General features: G+C 68.7%; 17 protein-coding genes and 2 tRNA genes. 8 read left to right on the forward strand and 11 right to left on the reverse strand.

Translation table 11 applies throughout. The features are described 5' to 3' along the window. Positions 1 to 31: 31 nt before the first annotated feature. On the reverse strand, positions 32 to 2,953 hold the full coding sequence (locus QHF84_RS16555) for an aldo/keto reductase (RefSeq protein WP_281314271.1): 2,922 nt from the start codon (positions 2,951 to 2,953) through the stop codon (positions 32 to 34). A gap of 116 nt (positions 2,954 to 3,069) precedes the next feature. Here QHF84_RS16555 and QHF84_RS16560 point away from each other — a divergent pair, with 116 nt between their 5' ends. Next, positions 3,070 to 3,840 carry a hypothetical protein gene (locus QHF84_RS16560; protein ID WP_281314272.1) on the forward strand — a complete coding sequence of 257 codons (771 nt, stop codon included), beginning with the start codon at positions 3,070 to 3,072 and terminating at the stop codon, positions 3,838 to 3,840. Between the two features lie 3 nt (positions 3,841 to 3,843). Here the strand turns inward: QHF84_RS16560 and QHF84_RS16565 are convergent, their stop codons facing one another. Beyond that, on the reverse strand, positions 3,844 to 4,293 hold the full coding sequence (locus QHF84_RS16565; RefSeq protein WP_281314273.1) for a Uma2 family endonuclease: 450 nt from the start codon (positions 4,291 to 4,293) through the stop codon (positions 3,844 to 3,846). Between the two features lie 37 nt (positions 4,294 to 4,330). After that, positions 4,331 to 4,906, reverse strand: a complete 576-nt coding sequence (locus tag QHF84_RS16570; protein ID WP_281314274.1) for a Uma2 family endonuclease — start codon at positions 4,904 to 4,906, stop codon at positions 4,331 to 4,333. Positions 4,907 to 5,263: 357 nt separating this feature from the next. On the opposite strand from QHF84_RS16570, the gene QHF84_RS16575 reads away from it, so the two are divergent. Both QHF84_RS16575 and QHF84_RS16580 read left to right on the forward strand, forming a co-directional pair. Next, positions 5,264 to 5,911, forward strand: a complete 648-nt coding sequence (locus QHF84_RS16575) for a hypothetical protein (RefSeq protein WP_281314275.1) — start codon at positions 5,264 to 5,266, stop codon at positions 5,909 to 5,911. Beyond that, a complete protein-coding gene (locus QHF84_RS16580) occupies positions 5,908 to 6,486 on the forward strand; it encodes a hypothetical protein (RefSeq protein WP_281314276.1) in 579 nt (192 codons plus the stop codon). Before QHF84_RS16575 ends, QHF84_RS16580 begins: the two co-directional genes overlap by 4 nt. A gap of 24 nt (positions 6,487 to 6,510) precedes the next feature. Here QHF84_RS16580 and QHF84_RS16585 read toward each other — a convergent pair whose 3' ends face one another. Beyond that, a complete protein-coding gene (locus QHF84_RS16585; protein WP_281314277.1) occupies positions 6,511 to 7,119 on the reverse strand; it encodes a hypothetical protein in 609 nt (202 codons plus the stop codon). Positions 7,120 to 7,161: 42 nt separating this feature from the next. Between QHF84_RS16585 and abc-f the strand changes: the two genes are divergently transcribed. Both abc-f and QHF84_RS16595 read left to right on the forward strand, forming a co-directional pair. After that, positions 7,162 to 9,093 carry a ribosomal protection-like ABC-F family protein gene (gene abc-f, locus QHF84_RS16590; RefSeq protein WP_281314278.1) on the forward strand — a complete coding sequence of 644 codons (1,932 nt, stop codon included), beginning with the start codon at positions 7,162 to 7,164 and terminating at the stop codon, positions 9,091 to 9,093. A gap of 83 nt (positions 9,094 to 9,176) precedes the next feature. After that, positions 9,177 to 10,577 (forward strand): hypothetical protein, encoded by a 1,401-nt coding sequence (locus tag QHF84_RS16595; RefSeq protein ID WP_281314279.1) that lies wholly within the window; start codon positions 9,177 to 9,179, stop codon positions 10,575 to 10,577. A 114-nt stretch (positions 10,578 to 10,691) separates the two neighbouring features. Here QHF84_RS16595 and QHF84_RS16600 read toward each other — a convergent pair whose 3' ends face one another. The 3 genes from QHF84_RS16600 to QHF84_RS16610 form a co-directional block, all read right to left on the reverse strand. Beyond that, positions 10,692 to 11,270: a hypothetical protein gene (locus QHF84_RS16600; protein WP_281314280.1), complete on the reverse strand. Its 579-nt coding sequence runs from the start codon at positions 11,268 to 11,270 to the stop codon at positions 10,692 to 10,694. 133 nt (positions 11,271 to 11,403) lie between these two features. Then, positions 11,404 to 11,476: transfer RNA gene (locus QHF84_RS16605), tRNA-Lys, on the reverse strand. Positions 11,477 to 11,541: 65 nt separating this feature from the next. After that, positions 11,542 to 11,615 (reverse strand) — tRNA-Arg (locus tag QHF84_RS16610). A 200-nt stretch (positions 11,616 to 11,815) separates the two neighbouring features. Here QHF84_RS16610 and QHF84_RS16615 point away from each other — a divergent pair. Then, positions 11,816 to 12,823 (forward strand): penicillin-insensitive murein endopeptidase, encoded by a 1,008-nt coding sequence (locus QHF84_RS16615; protein ID WP_281314281.1) that lies wholly within the window; start codon positions 11,816 to 11,818, stop codon positions 12,821 to 12,823. Positions 12,824 to 12,827: 4 nt separating this feature from the next. On the opposite strand, the gene QHF84_RS16620 is transcribed toward QHF84_RS16615, so the two are convergent. The 3 genes from QHF84_RS16620 to QHF84_RS16630 form a co-directional block, all read right to left on the reverse strand. After that, positions 12,828 to 13,268 carry a hypothetical protein gene (locus QHF84_RS16620; RefSeq protein WP_281314282.1) on the reverse strand — a complete coding sequence of 147 codons (441 nt, stop codon included), beginning with the start codon at positions 13,266 to 13,268 and terminating at the stop codon, positions 12,828 to 12,830. Between the two features lie 119 nt (positions 13,269 to 13,387). Then, on the reverse strand, positions 13,388 to 14,173 hold the full coding sequence (gene xth / locus QHF84_RS16625; protein WP_281314283.1) for an exodeoxyribonuclease III: 786 nt from the start codon (positions 14,171 to 14,173) through the stop codon (positions 13,388 to 13,390). Positions 14,174 to 14,212: 39 nt separating this feature from the next. Then, positions 14,213 to 15,049 carry an alpha/beta hydrolase gene (locus QHF84_RS16630; protein WP_281314284.1) on the reverse strand — a complete coding sequence of 279 codons (837 nt, stop codon included), beginning with the start codon at positions 15,047 to 15,049 and terminating at the stop codon, positions 14,213 to 14,215. Between the two features lie 62 nt (positions 15,050 to 15,111). Here QHF84_RS16630 and QHF84_RS16635 point away from each other — a divergent pair, with 62 nt between their 5' ends. Further along, positions 15,112 to 15,618, forward strand: coding sequence for a pentapeptide repeat-containing protein (locus QHF84_RS16635; protein WP_281314285.1), 507 nt, complete (start codon positions 15,112 to 15,114; stop codon positions 15,616 to 15,618). Positions 15,619 to 15,637: 19 nt separating this feature from the next. Here QHF84_RS16635 and QHF84_RS16640 read toward each other — a convergent pair whose 3' ends face one another. Beyond that, positions 15,638 to 16,297 (reverse strand): response regulator transcription factor, encoded by a 660-nt coding sequence (locus tag QHF84_RS16640; protein ID WP_136934084.1) that lies wholly within the window; start codon positions 16,295 to 16,297, stop codon positions 15,638 to 15,640. Between the two features lie 257 nt (positions 16,298 to 16,554). Between QHF84_RS16640 and QHF84_RS16645 the strand changes: the two genes are divergently transcribed. Next, a complete protein-coding gene (locus tag QHF84_RS16645) occupies positions 16,555 to 16,950 on the forward strand; it encodes a response regulator (protein ID WP_281314286.1) in 396 nt (131 codons plus the stop codon). Positions 16,951 to 17,008 lie beyond the last annotated feature (58 nt).

Below are 17,008 nucleotides of genomic sequence, written 5' to 3' on the forward strand. Positions count from 1 at the left end.
GCTCGCGCCTCCCGTGAGCCCGGCGATGACATCACATCTTGGGCTCGGGCGGAAGGGCGTCGTCGGAGCGCGTCGTGTCTTCGTCGAGCAGCGCGCGCAGACGGTCGCGCGGGCCGCCCGGGGCGCGGCGGACCAGGGCGTCGAAGCGCCGTGTCTCGGCCCGGATGCGCTCGCCGTGGGCGCGGAGCGCGGGGAGAGCCTCCGCGGGCAGGGTCGGGCGGGCGAGGACCGTGAGGTTTTCGACGAGCTCGCGGTGGCTGCGCGGCGCCGTGAGCGTCGCGCTCACGCCGGGCTGCGTGAGCGAGTAACGGTAGCAATCGGGGGCATTCGGGGGTTTTGTCTCCGGGGAATCGCCCGGCGTGGGGCGGAGGAGGCGGCCGTAGGAGGTGGCCGTGAACGTGAGGACGCCCGTCCCCCGCGCGCGGGCCGTTGGGAGGAGCGTGGTTTCGGCGCCGGGGTGCGCGGCGCTGTGGCGGGTCATCACGACGGGCCAGGGGTGCTTCTCGAGCGCGGAGACGGCCACGGCGCGGTCGTGCGTGGAGAAGCCGAAGGCGCGCAGCTTGCCTTCGTCCCGCAGGCGCGCGAGGGCGTCGTAATCGTCGTCGGCGAGGCGATCCGGGGAGCGGACCCAGAACAGGAGGAAGACGTCGATCCAATCGATGCGCAGGCGCGCGAGCGTGCGCTCGACGTCGGCGCGGAGGGCGTCGGGGCCCGAATGGTAGGTGCCGGCGACGAGGACGAGCCCGTCCCGGCCGGCCCGGCGAGACCGCAGGAAACGCGTCAGCTCGTGATAACGTGGCTCCCAGAAGAAGGCATTGACCCCGGCGTCGCGGGCATCGGCGAAGCTCGACGCAATGAGGCCGTGGGCGCCCGAGACCACGAGCGGCGACACGAAAAGCCCCGTGGTCCCGAGGGGCCGGAGGGTGACGCCTTCGGGCCGCGCGGACGCCGGAGCCCGCTTTCGCGCCGGCTCCGCGGCGGGCGGGGGCGCCGCCGGGCGGTGCTCGGCGAGGGAGGGCTGCTTGGAAAATGCCTCGTCCGGGAGCACGAGCGTCAGGGCTTCGAGGTGCGCCTTCACGAGGGCCCCTTCCGCGCCGGGTGCGAGGGCCGCGGCGAGACGCGCGAGGGCGCGATCGTCGCCGTCGCGAAGCAGCCAGGTATAGGCCGAGGTGCGGACGGCCTCGTCGGGCTCGGGTCTCGACGGGTCGAGCAGCACGAGGAGCCGGTCTTCGAGGCCAACGACGGCTTCGAGGGCGCTCGCGGCGGCGGCGCGGACCATCGGGGCGCGGTCCTGGGAGAGGCGGAGCAGGGTGCGGAAGGCTTCGGGGTGGAGCGCTTCGTCCTCGGGCGCGAGCAGATCGGCGGCGCGGGCGCGAAGGAAAGGGTCGGCCGCGAGGGCCGAGGCGAGCGCGCAGGCGCGGACGTCGTCCGGCGCGAGCGTATCCCGATGGCGGAACACGAGGGTCATCGCCTGCCGGCGGATCCACGGGTCGGCGTCGCTGACGGCGGCGGCGAGGGCCACGTCCGGGTCGAGGACGGCCGCGCGAATCCAGGGGTCCTCGTCGGCGAGGGCGCGGGCGCGTTCGGCCGGTGGCAGATCGCCCCCGGCGGCGCGGGCGGCGAGGGCGACGGCGCGGGTCGCGGGGTCCGTGTCGTCGGCGGCGCGGGCGAGCAGGCGGTCGTCGCCGAGCAGGGCCGCGGCTTCGGCGACGGCGCGACGTTCGCGGACGGATGCGGCGCGGGGAGCGGCGACGACCAGGGCCTCGGCCCAAGCCGCCAGAATACGCGGCGACCCGGGCCGCCTTTCCCACCCCGCGAGCGCCGCCGCGCGGACCTCCTCGTCCGGATCGTCGAGCGCCCCGAGCACGACCGAAAGCGACCGCTGATCCCGCAGCAATCCCGTCACCGCGGCCGCCCGCAGCCCCGTCGCGCCGTTCTTCGCCAAGCCCCGCACCCGCTCCAGGTCCTCCGCGTTCCCCCGCACCGCGAGCACCTCCGCGGCCCACGCGAGCGCCCCGGGGGACGGCGGATCCGCCACGAGGACCCGCCGGGCGAGCGGCAGATCCTCCCCGCTCCCGAGCCGATCGAGCACGGCGCGCACCTCGGCGGCGGCGTGGGGGACGCGTGGCTCGTCGAGCCATCGCAACGCGAGGAGGAGCGCATCGGAGTCGTTCCGCTCGCGCAAACGACGACGCGCGAGGGCGCGTAGCGGCGCGTGGGGATCACCGAGCCAGGCGACGAGCGCGGCGGCGGGCACGAGCGCGGGGTCGGCCTTTTCGAGCCGCGCGGTGACGACGGCGGGATCCTCGTCGGCGAGGCCTTCCGCGAGGAACACGGCCGGCGAAGCGGCCGCGGCCGGCGTATCGGCGGCGCCGGCCCACGCGGCGCCGAGGTAAGACGCGGCGGAGGCGACGGTCCCGGTCGGATCCTTCGCGGCGGCCTGGGAGACGGCGTCCCGCACCTCGAAATCGTCCTCGCCGAGCACGACGAGCGCCTGCACGGCCGCATGCCGCACGCGCCAAAAAGGATCCGCGAGCGCCTCGACGAGCAGCCAAAGCGCCTCCTTCCCCCCGGCCGCGGCCGCGGCGCGCACGGCCGATCGACGCACCCACCAGACGGGCTCCTTTCGAATGGCGCGGGCCGCGTACGGCAACACATCACGCGCTTCGAGCCGGGCGAGCGCGCGATAAGCCCGATCGCGCACCGAAGGCATCACGTCATCGAGCGCCTCGACGAAGGCGACCGTGAACCGACGACTGCGCAGCTCGCCGAGCTTCTGGGCGGCGGCGGCGCGCACCCCGGCGTCCTCGTCGCCGAGCATGGCCTGGCGCAGGGCGAAGCGGGCGGGCAGCGGGCGCGCGTCGAGGGTCTCGACGGCGTCGCGCCGGACCTCGGGGTCGTCGTCGAGGAGGCGGACGAGCGCGGGGGGGTTCGCGGGGGCGGAGCGGTCCACGGGATCGCCTTCGAGCGGGACGGCAAAGTGGAGCGAATGTCAAGCGGCGCGGCATTCCGGCTTGCCGGGCTCGTTCGCTCTTGATTACCCTCGCGGCCGCTCGGAGGGAGGTGTTCATGTCGAAGGTCGGCGAACAGGTGCAGAATCAGATCCGCGTGAGCGACAAGGTGGTCGCCTCGGCCCGTACGCACGGCGTGGCCGTCGCGGAGGTCCTCGCGGCGCGGTCGCAGGAGGTCCAGGGGCCGCTCACGAAAGCCACGAAGCACTCGTACCTCGCGATCTTCGACGCGCTCGCGGACGGCCTCGCGCGGGCCGCGGCGGAGCTCGGCAAAGCGGAGGAAGACCTCGCGGCCGAGCGGGCGGACGACATCCCGGTGCGCGCCTCGCGCGACGCGGCGGCCGCGGCGCTCGCGACCTTGCTCGGCCTCTTGCGCCGGACGATCGAGGACCACATGGGGGCGGCGGCGCTCGCGACGTACGGCCTCTCGACGGAATCGCCGCGCGTGCCGGCGAAGCTGCTCCAGTACACGAAAACCGTGGCGCGGCTGCTCGGCGAGCACCCGGCGACGGTGGTCTCGCCGCTCGGCTCGACGTTCGACACGGCGGTCGCGTTGCAATCGGTGAACAAGCAATCGAGCCAGCTCGAAGCGGCGGTGGGGGACGACCACCGCGAGGCGCGGGAGCTCGAGACGGCGCTCGCGGCGCGGGACCGGGCGGCGGCGGCGTGGTCGGATGCGTATCAGGGGACGGCAGAGGCGCTGGAGGGGTTGTATCGGCTGGCCGGATATCGGGACCTGGCCGAGAAGGTGCGGCCGACGCAGCGGAAGATCCGCGGGGAGGACGAGGGGGCGGAGATCGAAGGGGCGGAGCCGGCGAAGGAGGGGTGAGGGTCAGGCGTCCGAGGGGAGCCAGAGGTCGGACAGCGGCAATTCGATCGCCTCGAAGGGCTCGACCTGCGGGCGGTCGTCGTCTCCCCACGTGCCGAGATCCTGCCAGCGGCCGTTCCGCAGCCGATAAGCCGTGAGCACGTGGGCCTCCGGGTCGACGATCCAGCACCACGTCACGCCGTGTTTCGCGTAAAACGGCTTCTTGATGCGCTGGTCGTAGTTGTGGGTGCTCGGTGAAAGAATCTCGCAGACCCAGTCGGGCGCGAGCGTGATGGCCTCTTCCGGCAGATGGGGCATCCGCTCGCGGCGCCATCCGGCGACATCCGGGACGACCTCCGGCGCGTCTGGCAACTCGATGCCGGGTCGAATGAGGATCCACCAACCCCCCGGGCCACGCCAGCCACTATCGAAGGGGCTGCTGAGGTGCCCGCCGAGGATCGTCGCGGTTCGCATGTGCGCGGGCCCCGGATGCGGCGGCTGGCTGTCCATGTCAGCCCTTCGCCGGCAACCAGAGATCGGACAGATCGATCTCGATCGCATCGAACGGCTCGATCCGCGCGTGGTCGTCATTCCCCCACGTACCGATGCTCACCCAGCGGCCATTTTCCAGGCGATATGCCAGGAGCGCACGCGCTTCGGGATCGATGAACCACAACCATCGAACGCCATGCCTGGCGTAAAACGGCTGCTTGACGACTTGATCGTAGCCACGCGTGCTCGGGGAGAAGATCTCGCAGACCCAGTCGGGTACGACTTTGATGGACTCGTTGCTCGGCAACTCGGGCAACCGCTCGCGACGCCACCCGGCCAGATCTGGGATGACCTCGGGCGAGTCGGGCAGGTTGATGCCGGGCTCGGGGAGGATCCACCAGCCACCGGGGCCGCCGATGCCACGGCGGAAGGGCGGACCGATCTGCTCCTGCAGGCTCGCCGCGCCGAGGGCGTGTCGAGGCAAGGGCTGCGGCTGCGTATACAGCACCCCATCCAGGATCTCCCCCTTCACGTTGGGCGGGAGCGCCAGGAGGTCCTCATACGTCGCACGTTTCCGCGCAGCATCGGCCGCCATGCCATGAGGTTGCCCGAGCCCGGAGCCCGCCGCAAGCCGCCAGGGACGCTGGGAAACACCTTCGCGCCGGCCGCGAGGACGACTTTCCCATGGGAAACGCCTTCGCGGACGCCGCGGATCCGTTGTTTCAACGACGGACGCCTTCGCAGACGCCGCGAACCCGCCCGTTCGGCGACGGACGCCTTCGCCGTCGCCGCGAACCTCTCCGTCAGCCGACGGACGCGTCCGCGGTCATCGCGAACACGTTTCCCACCGCGAAATCGGGCGTGCGGGCTCCGCGAACGCGTTTCCCACGGCGGAATCCCGATCGCGGGATGGGCCCTGACCTTCCCGGGCGGTTCTGGTAGAGTCGCGGCCATGCCGGACGTCCTCGCCATCGTCAGCAAGGCCGTGTTCGAGAAGGAAGCGGGCGGGCGCAAGCCGGGCAAGGTGTGGCCCATCGACACCTACCACAGCCAGAGCAAAGGCCTCGCCCCGCTCGCCGGCGGAGGACGGCTGTTCATGGTGACCGTGCGGCCGCCGGCCGATACGCTCTGGCTCGTCGCCGTGCTGGAAAACCCGCAAAGCTCCGGCAAAGGATGGCGCGGCGGAAGGAACCGCGTGCCGATCAGCGACATCACGCCGCTCGTGCCGAGGATCCGGTTCGCGAATGGAAAAGGCATCACCTCGGCGCCCGGCACGCTCGGGATGTCGCTTCAGACGCCACGCGTGCTCGACGCGCCCTCGGCCGCGCTGCTGCTCGGCGCGGCCTGGAGCGCAGGCGTGGCCCCGGCCGTGAATGTGACGAAACACGAGGCAGCCGGGCCCCTGCCGTGCCTGTGCAAGGTGTGCTTTCCGCAAAGCACGGAGCGGGCGGAGACGAGCGGAATGGCGTTCGTCCGGTCGAGCACGGAGGCCGTCGGGCGCGTTTTGCATTTCTGGATGCCCGAGGAGCTCAAGAAGGTCGAGGGCGCCGTGGGCCGCTCGGTCGGCAGGGCGCTCGCGTCCCGCCTCGCAGCGCGATGATTCGACTCGAAATCCTCGGCCCTCACACCCAGCTCCTCTCGACCCTCTGCGCGAAATGCCCGCAAGGGCCGGCAGGCTGCTGCAAAGCACCACCCGAGATGGATTGGTCGGACGTGGGGCGCGTCGTCGCCGGGGGCGGGCGTGATTTCGTGCTTTCGCGGATCGTCAAGAAGGAGCTGATTCCGACGGAGCGCGGGCTCGATCTGCGGCGGGTGAAGCGGCGCGAGGCCCCGACCGACCCGATGGAGCGCAAATGCGTGTTCCACGGGCCGAGAGGATGCACGATCGACCCGGCCATGCGCCCGGCGACCTGCAATTACTTTCTCTGCGAGGATACGTTCATCGAGGGGGGCGAGCGAAAAGGCGAGCGGAGCGCGGTGCTGGCGAGGCAAGCGCACGGCGCGCTGCGGGCCGTGTACGAGCGGTGGGACGCGGAGATGTCCGCGAGGATCGCGGCAAGGTGGCCGGAGGGGCCGGCGTGGGACGCGGCGTTCCTCGATTGGCTCGGGGAAACGTTCGTGGAAATGGAGAAGGCGGGAGGGACGGTGCTTGCCGATTTGCCCGTCCCCGCGTAGAGGTACGCGCGCCCCTGGGAGGGGTCAGCGATCCCGGCAGAGGATGAAGTAGTGGTCGAGGGCTTTTTCGCCCTTGTAGGCCGCGCCGATCGAGACGTGCGTGGAGACCTTGCGCATGTAGTCGCGCGTGCCGTTGTAGACGAACATCTGGAGGCCCTTCGAGTTCGGGATGACCTTGGGCCAGCCCGCCGCGACGGGGCCGTCGGGGACCTGGAAGTAATCGATCACGACGCCGCCGCGCGCCTCCCACTCCGGACGGCCCTTCGTCGGGACGGCCACGAAGAAGCCCGGGCCCACGGTGCCGAGGAACGGCGACTCGTTGTACCCGAAGAGCCGCTCGGAGCCGTCCTCGGGCCGGCAAAACCGCTTCTGGAAGAGCTTGAGGCTCTTCGGCAAGGGGAGTGTGTTGCGGCCGTCGTGGTGGACCGGCGAAAGCTTCGTGATGTCCGTCGGGACGAAGTGGTCGAGCGTGATCAGGGGCGCCTTCTCGGCCCTCTGGTAGAGCTTGCGTTGCTCGTCACGCGAGAGGGTGCGGGTCTCGCTGAGCCTGTCTTCGGCGGAGAGCCCGTCGAGGTAGCTGGCGATGGCGTCGATGGTGGCGCTGGAATCTTGGATGAGCTCTCGAAAGCGCACGTGGCCTCCTCGGTTGCGGGAGGATATACCACCGTCCCCGCGATGATCGTCACGTCGAACCTGGGCAAATCGTACGGCGACCGGACCCTCTTCGAGGAGGTGTCGCTGAAGCTCAACCGGCAGAGCCGCTACGGGCTCGTCGGCGCAAACGGCTCGGGCAAGACGACGCTGCTCGAGATCCTGGCCGGCGACGAGGCGCCGACCGAAGGGAGCTTCAACATCCCCCAAGGCGCACGCATGGGCGTGCTCCGGCAAGACCGGTTCCTCGAAGACGAGGCGAAGATCCTCGACCTCGCCATGATGGGCGACAGGCTCGTCTGGGAGGCGCTCGAAGAGGAGAAGCGGATCGTGGAGGACGGCGCGGGCGACGCGCAGAGGCTCGCCGAGCTCGCCGACGTGATCCGGGCCTACGACGGCTACACGCTGAAGGCGCGGGCGACGTCGATCCTCGTGGGCCTCGGGATCCCGATGGAGGCGCACGAGCGGCCGCTCGCGACGCTGTCGGGCGGCTTCAAGCTGCGCGTGCTTCTCGCGCAGGTGCTCGTGGGCGGGCCGGACGTGCTCCTGCTCGACGAGCCGACGAACCACCTCGACATCCTGACGATCCGCTGGCTCGAAAAATTCCTGAACGCGCACGAGGGTTCGGTGCTCGTGATCTCCCACGATCAGCGCTTCCTCGACAACGTGGCGACGCACATCCTCGACATCGATTACGGGACGGTGACGCTCTATCACGGCAATTACACGGCGTTCGTGAAGGAGAAACGCGCCGAGCGGGAGCGGCAGCAGGCGGAGATCGAGCGGATCGAGGAGGTGATCGCGCACAAGCAGTCGTACGTGGACCGGTTCCGGTACAAGGCGACGAAGGCGAAGCAGGCGCAGAGCCGGCTGAAACAGATCGAGAAGATCGAGGTGCCGGAGCTCGAAGAGAGCTCGCGGCGGACGCCGGTGTTCAAGCTGTCGATCGCGCGGCCGAGCGGGAGGGACGTGCTCGAGGTCGCGGGGATCAACAAGTCGTACGGAGAAAAGCGGGTGCTCACCGCGGTGTCGCTGGCCGTGCGGCGGGGCGAGCGGGTGGCGGTGATCGGGCCGAACGGGATCGGCAAATCGACGCTGCTCAAGATCCTCGCCGACAAGCTCGAAAAGGACGCGGGCACGGTGCGCTGGGGGCACGAGGCGCGCGTGGGGTATTTCGCGCAGGATCACCGGGAGGTCCTCGACGATCCGGAGGCGACGCCGCTCGGGATCATGAAAGCCGCATGCCCGACGGAGCCGGAAGCCGCGGTGCGGGGGCGGCTCGGGCGGATGCTGTTCTCGGGCGACGACGTGAACAAGAAGGTGGGGCTCTTGTCCGGCGGAGAGGCGGCGCGGCTCTTGTTTTGCCGGATCCTCGTGGAGGAGCCGAACGTGCTTTTGCTGGACGAGCCGACGAACCACCTCGACGTGGAGGCGATCGAGGCGCTCGCGGATGCGCTCGTGGCCTACGAGGGGACGCTGATTCTGGTGTCGCACGATCGCTGGTTCGTCTCGAAGATCGCGACGCGCATTCTGGAGGTGCTCCCGAGCGGCCGGAACGATTTCCCCGGGACCTACGAGGAATACCTCGCGCGCTGCGGCGACGATCATCTCGACGCGGAGGCCGTGGTCCAGAAGGACAAGGCCGCGAAGAGCGCAGCGAAGGCGCAGGAGCCCGCGGCGCAGGTGTCGGGCTCGGCGTGGGAGGAGCAAAAGAAGAAGCGCAATCGATTGAAGGAGCTGCCCGGCAAGCGCGACAAGGTGGTGGCGGCGATCGAGGCGGCCGAGTCGCAAAAACGAGAGCTCGAGTCGCGGTATTGCGAGCCGGGGTTTTTCGAACGGACGAGCAAGGAGGACGTGGCCGCGCTGGATCGGCTACAAAAAGAGCTCGACGCGAAGATCGAGGCCCTCATGGGGGAGTGGGAGGCGATCGAGAAGGAGCTCGCCGAGGGCGCGTAAGCCGCTACGCGACGGCTTGCCAAACCCCGCGGTCGCGTGATAGCTGGCGGCCCGGTACAATGAGAAAAGCTGCGATTGTTCTGATGTCCGGCCTGCTGGCGTCCGGATGTGGTCTCATCAACGTTCAAACGAACATCCCGGGCCTCGCGGGTGGTTCGTCCGACGGCACGCCGAGCGTGGGGCCTTTCGGCACGTTGCCGTACGACGAGGACGAGGCGGGCAAGGCGGTGCTCGCGACGTTCAAGTCGTGGGATTACACGTCCTGCGAGAACCACATGTGCGTGCCCGAATTCAAGAAGAAGGCGGGCGTGAAGGAGTACCAGGACAAGGCGACGTACATCTACCTGTACAACCCGCGCCGGACGCTGAAGAACCCGGACCCGACCTGGCTGACGGGCTGGGACGAGATGCCGGAGGACGAGAAGGCCAACACGTCGGATGAGACGTACCAGGCGCTGATCGTGGCGGCGATGCGCAGGACGTGGCTCGCGAAGTGCTACGCGGACTACCTGGCGATCGACAAGGAGGCGCGGGCGCTCGACGCGAAGTGGGCGACCGAGATCGCGGATGCGTCGAAGATCCCGAGCCCCTACGGGCGCATCGGCGCGCTGCTCGGCCTGCAGAAGACGGCCCGGGAGTCGGCGAGCAGCCAATCGGTGATCGACATTTTGATGACGCAGGTCGGGTTTCAAAGGGACCTGCGCGTTGCAATCAAGAAGGCCTACGAATCCACGGGGCGTGATTACCTGTACGCGATCGTGGGCGGCGCGCCGCAGCAAAACGAGGTCCGCGCCCGGCTCGACGCCGCGACGGAGCGGGACATGTATTGCGCCTACGCGGCCGCGAACGGGACGCCGAAGACGCCGGCGCTCGACGGCGCCGGCCGCGGCAATTCATACACGGAGCGCGGCGCGAAATACGTGAAGCCGCTCTTCTCCGAGGAGACGCGGAAGAAGATCGAGCGACTCCAGGAGAAAGAGGCGAAGAAGTCGGCCGACGAGGCGCGCCCGGGCAAGTTCGAGAAGGTGTACATCGAGGCCATCGCGAAGGACGAGAAGGAGATCCCCGGGCACCCGAAGCTCGGGTATTATTCGGGATTCGGCGAGGTCAAAAAGATCACGCAGAACGGCGGGAAGACCGAGCTCGAGATCTTGTACGCCTACACGAACGAGTATCCCTACGATTGCGTGGAGACGAACCGGATCCACAGCATCCAGAATGGTCGGATCATCTACCGGGAGATCTGCAAGACCGGCAAGAGCATCCAGGAGACGACGGTGCGGCTCACGCTCGGGGAGATGCCCGAGGGCGTGACGATCCAGGTCGGCGACAAGGTCGAGGGCTACGCCGTCGTGAAGAAGCACGAGGCGAAGACGGTCACGGACACGAAGCCGCTGATCAAGAAGACCGAGTCCTGGGTGCTGGAGCTCGAGCACCTTTCGAAGGTGACCCGCAAGGACAAGACGATCGGGCAGTGGTTCTGAGCAGAACCGACGGTCGAGCACGAAAGGCCGGCGCGCGGGGAGCGTACCGGCCTTTTTCATTGTGGAGTCGAACCCGAGGTTGTCAGGGCCAACCGCACACCGGCCGACGAGATGCTACTGAATCGACCCCCACGGACGACTCGGCGGCTGGCTCGGAGGCGGCGTGCCGAGCCCCAATCCGCGACGAACGCTGACGTCCTCGGGGTCGATCCCCTCCACGAAGAGGAGGACCTGGTCGACCTCGATGTCGTCGACGTCGCCATTGGCCTTCTTCCCGGTGACCAGACAAACCTCCGAGGGCCCAGGCTCCAGATGTACGGCGAAGACGGGCGACGTCTGCGTCGAGAGCGGCGTGTTCCCATACGGGTCCCGCTCGAGCGTGATCCCCAGGGGGAAAGGCTTGCCATTCACCGTAATCAGGTTGCTCAACGTCTCGGAGTTCCGGAGGTTGACCACTTGCAGAAAGGCGTCGAGCGCCTCCGGCACGTTCACGAGCGAGCAGAGGCGCGCCGCCGTCGCCAGCCCGCTCGGGAAGTTCTGGCTGCCGGCGCGGTTGTCGCCGAGGTGCGCCGTGCCTTCGAGGAGCGCGATCGGCTGGCCGGGAGGATAGTTGCTCCGCGTCCCCGAGCCTCCACACCCGGCAAGCAGGATCACCCACGTACTCGCGAGGAGGAGGCCACGGCAGAAATGCATGATGGTGTCTCTTCCTCACCAAACCCGGGAAGCGACGTCAAGCAGGAAGGCACGCGGACGCATGCCACAGGCCAGAAAGACGAAAGGCCGGCACGCTGCAAGCGTACCGGCCTTTTTCGTTCCTGGATCCGGGTGGGCCATGAAGGACTTGAACCTTCAGCCAATGGATTAAGAGTCCACTGCTCTACCAATTGAGCTAATGGCCCGGTTTTGCTGCTTCGGTTTTCAACGGTCTCCCGAGCTCCCCTGGAAGAGTCGACTCGGAACCCGGTACGCCCGGCCCGATTCGAACGGGCGACTTTCGGATTCGAAGTCCGACGCTCTATCCAGCTGAGCTACGGGCGCATCCTGCGCCGCCCTCGGGTGGGACGCGACGAGGCTTCTACCCGTCCCGATGGCCCATGTCAAGCATATGATTCGACTCTTTTTTCATGTAGGCTGGCTCGCGATCTCGGCACGGCTGAGGTCGGTCACGCAAAACCCCACGATCGACCGTTCACATCCCCTCCCCCGCGCGCGCCTTGCGCGCTAACGTCCGCGACATCATGCGCCTGCTCGCCCGGATCGCCGCGCCCCTCACCCTCGGTCTCGCGCTCGTCGCCCTGGGCCCGCGCGCCTCCGAGGCCGCTCCCGGCGCCAAGGCGGCGAAGACGGAGCCCACGAAGGACAAGGGCAAGAAGGACAAGGCCGAGCCGAAGAAGGGCGCAGAGAAAGAGCGGAAGCCCAAAGGCGCGCTCTCGGCAGGGGCGCCGAACAAGGGGCGGCTCTACGGAGGCGAGAAGCTCGCGTCGAGCAAGTCGGTCGAGGTGCGCGGCGGCGGGCACGCATACGGGCTGCCCGATCTCGTGCGGGTGCTGAGGCGCGCGGCGGCCAAGGTGAGCGGGAAGTACAAGGGGTCGGTCCTGTACGTGGGGGACCTGTCGGCGAAAAACGGCGGGGCGCTCTTCGGGCACAACTCGCATCAGTCGGGGCGCGACGCGGACGTCGGCTTCTACATGGTGAGCGAGAAAGGCAAGCACGTGAACCCGCACAGGTTCGTGGCGTTCGGCAGCGACGGGCGCGCCCGCGGCGGCGAGGTCGTGCGCTTCGACGACGAGCGGAACTGGGCGTTCGTCGAGGCGCTGCTCACCGACACGAAGACCGACGTCAGGTACCTGTTCGTGTCGGCAGGGCTGCGCACGCGGCTGCTCAAGTACGCGGCGAAGAAGAACGTGGCGAAGGACCTCTACACGAAGGCGGCATCCGTGCTGATGAGCCCCGCGGACGCCGACGTGCACGACGATCACTTCCACGTGCGGATCGCCTGTCCCGAGAGGATGAAGGCGGCGTGCGTGGAGGAGTCGCACCTGCGCGGAGGCGGCGGGGGGAGCGCGGCGGGCGCGGGGAACGCGACGAACTCCGCGAGCTCGGGGAGCAAGGACGCGAAGGGGAAGTCCGCGCCGAAGGAAGAGGCGGGCGAAGCGAAGGAAGAGAACGAAGCCAAGGAAGCGGCGCCGCCCCCGCCCGCAGCCGAGAAGGCCGCGAAGGACGAGGGCGGCGACGAGGACCGCTAGGACTTCAGGACCAGCGCAAAGAGCGCACGATCGCCTCGCGATCGGCCTCCTCGCTGTCACGCTCGTCCCAGGGGCAGACGTAGCTCGCCTGCACGACGCGGTCGCCGTTCGAGAGGAACCAGATCTGCACGAAGCAGCCACGCACGAGGTAGGTGGCCGTGGCGACGACGCCGTCGGGCCGCGCGTGGGTGCCCATCTCGAGGGGTTCGAGCCTGCGGCGTTTGCCCCAGGCGCGCGCGAGGGCTTCGAGCTCGGCGGGTTCGCTGCCGGGCTGCTCGTCGTCGTCGTCGAAGAGCATCTCGGCCACCATGAGCCGGCCCGTGCCTCCCTCGGCCGCGAGCGCGACCGGAGGCAGGGTGCTCGGATCGGAGTAGGTCACGTCTTCGAGACCGGACCAGGCGGGGGGAAGGTCGAGCGAATAACCATCCAGGTTGAGCCGCATCACGCGGCGAAAACTAGCAAATCGCGCCGTTCGATCGGGGGCGAAATGGAGGGCGATCGGACAGGATATGTCCTAGATTGGGTCGGACGTTTCTGGTCCGATCGGACGGAGATTGTCCGAAGTCAGGCTTGACTTTCGCCGATGTCGATCAGGACGGGGGCGTGGTCGCTGGGCCGTTCGAGCTCACGGACGCTGCGGTCGACCCACACGTCCTTCGTGCGCGCGAGGAGCGGCGGCGTGACGAGGGCGAGGTCGATGCGCAGGCCATGGTTCTTGCGGTAAGCGCCCATGCGGTAGTCCCACCAGGAGTAGATCTTCTCCTCGGGGTGGCGCTCGCGCAGGGCATCCATCAGGCCCCAGGAGAGCAGGCGCCCGAGGGCGGCGCGCTCGTCCGGGTGGCAGAGGACCTGCCCCTCCCAGCGCTTGGGCTCGTGGACGTCGAGGTTCGTGGGCGCGACGTTGAAGTCGCCGCAGACGAGCAAGGGCTCGTCCGGCTTGTGGTGCGCGGCGAGGTCGAGCCCGAGCCGCTCGAACCAGGCGAGCTTGTAGGCGAAGGGCTTGGTGCCCACGGCCTGGCCGTTGGGCACGTAGACGTTGACGATGCGGATGCCCTCGATCGTGGCGGCGAGGAGCCTGCGCGGGGCGTCGTCCTCGTCGCCGTCGAGGTTCTTCTTCACGTCCTCGATGCCGAGGCCGTAACGCGCGGCGATGGCGACGCCGTTGTAGGTCTTCTGCCCGAAGTAGACGACGCGGTAGCCCGCGTCGCCGAGGGCCTCCTCGGGGAATTTCTCGTCCTCGACCTTGGTCTCCTGCATGCAGAGGACGTCCGGGCTCGCGCTGCCGAGAAAGGTGCGGAGGTGTTCGAGGCGGGCGCGGATCGAGTTCACGTTCCAGGAGGCGATTCGCATGGCCCTCCCGTAGCCCGGAAAAACCCTCGCGAGAAGTCCTCAGCCGCCGAGGGCCGCCGTGAGGATGCGAAGGAGGCCCTCGGGGTCGTCGACGTGCACCCAGTGACCGGCGTTCGGCAGGACGTGGACGTCGAGGGTCGGGTCCTTCGCGGCGAGCGAGGCGAGGCGCGCGCGGTCGTCGAGGCTGACCGTGTCCGAGCGGCCGCCGATCACGAAGCCCGTGTGGCGTCGGCCGTCGGGCCGCTCGATGACCGGCCAGAGGTCCTCGGCGAAGTAGTCGAGGAGCAGGTCGCGGATCGCGGCGAGGTCGAGGCGGAAGCGGAAGGCGTCGCCCTCGCGGCGCACGTTCATCGCGAGCCAGTCGGCCTCGGCGCGCGAGACGCCGTGGGAGGTGACGAGCTCGAGGAAGCGCTCGCGGGACGGAAGCTCCACGGGGAGAGAGGCGAGCATGGCGAGGACCTTCGCCGCCCCGACGTTCTCCATGCCGGAAGGACGCGCGCTCGGCGTCGAGTCGAGCACCCAGAGCTGATCGAGCTCGCCGCGCCTGCGATCGGCGTAGGCGAGCGCGACCTTGCCGCCGAACGAGTGGCCCATCACGCCCCGCACGTCGAGCGTGAGCGCGCTGCCGAGCCGCACGAGGTCGTCGGCCGCGGCGCCGAGCGTGTGGGGGGGCGGCAGGGACGTGGAGAGGCCGTGCGCGCGCAGGTCCACGAGCACGAAGGCCCAGTCGGGGCAGGCCGACGCGAGCGTGCGCGTCAACGTCCGGAAGTTGCCGCCGGAGCCGAAGATGCCATGCAGCACGATCATGGCGCGTGAAGGCGAAACGCCGGGCGCGGTGACGATGGTGTGGTGGGGAAGCGTGGCGGGCTCGTGCATGGTGTCCTGGATCCGGCCGTACGGGGGAAGCCGGAGTCGGGGAAGAGGGGTAGCATGTACGCATGAAGAAGAAGGCTCGATCGAAGCCCGGCGACCCTGGGAAGACGACCGGACCGAAGTCCGGGAACACACCGACGCTGCCGATGAGGGTTTCGAATGCGTCGTTCGAAAAAATCGAACTCGACGACGTGACGATGGCCGACGCGAAGGTGCACGACACGACGTTCGAGGGCGCCTCGTTCGACGACGTGAGTTTTTCCCGGGCGTCGATTCACAACGCGTCGTTCGAGGACGCGAAGCTCGACGACGCGAGCTTTGCGCGGGCCGCCGTGAAAAACGTGTCGTTCGAGTCCGGATCGTTCGACGACGTGACGTTCGCGAAAGCGAAGATCCGGAACGTGTCCTTCGAGGGCGCGTCGCTCGACGACGTGAGCCTCGCCGGCGTGACGATCACGAACTGCTCGATCGAGGGGCTGACGATCGATGGTGTTCGAATCGATCTTTTATTGCAGCACAAACGATCAAGCGCGCCGCAGAGCGACGCGCCTGATCGGAAATCCGAAGGGTGAGTTCGGTTTTCCCGAGGGTTCAGGCCTCGATGAGGCCGGTGCGGACCGCGATCCGCGTGAGCTCGACGGCGCTCTTGCAGCCGAGCTTCGCGTAGATCCGCACGCGGTGGGTCTCCACGGTCTTCGGGCTGATCGTGAGACGCGCGGCCGTCTCGCGGGTGGAGATGCCCGCCGCGAGGAGGCGCAGGACCTGTCGCTCGCGCGGCGTGAGCGCATCGAGGCCGCCCGTGCCTTCGGGCGCAGGTTTGCGCATCGCGCGGACGACGGCGCCCGCGATGCGTTGGCTGAGCGGCGCGCCGCCGCTCGCGATTCGCCGAATGCCGTCGATCACTTCGGCGAGCTCGCTGGTCTTCACGAGGTACCCCTGTGCCCCGGCGCGGAGCGCTTCGGCGACGCGGAATTCGTCGTCGTAGCAGCTCAAAACGAGCAGCTTTGCGGAGGGCACCTGGACGCGAAGGGCCGCGAGGAGCTCGATGCCGTCGCGATCGGGAATGTTCAAGTCGACCAGCACGACTTCGGGCTTGATCGACTGCACTTCCCGAAGCGCATCGGCCGCCGTGCCCGCCTGACCGACGACGGTCATCCCCGGCTCTGCCTCGAGTGCTTTGGCAAAACCCTCCCGCAAAACCGGGTGATCATCGATGAGGTAAACGCGGATGCTGTTATTCGTGTCCGACATGACAAGGACCGCCCTTCATCGAATTGGGCCTCAGCCTGACTCGCGCGTCAAGTGCGGCTGTGGTCGGGCGCACGCGGAACACGCCCTACGGAAAGTCCCTACCCCGCTCGATTTGTGCTTGGACAAACGAGCACCCAACCCCCCAGCCAACCGTTCACAACGTATGAATCGATCGGCCGGCGGCGGCAAGGGGTCCGGAGGCTCGACGACGCGGGGAACCTGCTCGATGGAAGGGGCCCATGAGTCCGAGCCCGAACGTGCCGGCCGCGCCACCCGGTAGCCCCGACGACAAGAAATCCGGGCCCTCGGTTTTCATCGTGGATGACGATGATGCCCTGGTCGAAGCACTTTCCGATCTGCTGCGGGAAGAAGGCTACCAGGTCGAAGCGCACACCGTGGCGAGCGAAGCACTCGCAAGGCTTACAGCAGGCACGCGGCCCGATGTGATTCTCCTCGATTACTTGATGCCCGAGATGAAAGGCGACGCGTTTCTCGCCGCGCTCGATCGCGCAGGGATCGACGTTCCCGTGATGGTGCTCTCCGCCATGAACGAGTCACGCCTCGACGTGCCCGTCCGGCGGGTACGCGCGATGATCCGCAAGCCCTTCGATCTCGAAAAGCTTCTCGACGAGCTTTCACGGCTCGCCGCCTGAACGGCGTCCCGTACGCCCGCTCGTTTCGCGCTCCGTGCGCGGTGGATGCAAATGCCAC

This window comes from Polyangium sp. y55x31 (assembly GCF_029946505.1).
In the GTDB taxonomy this organism is placed as follows: Bacteria; Myxococcota_A; Polyangia; order Polyangiales; family Polyangiaceae; genus Polyangium.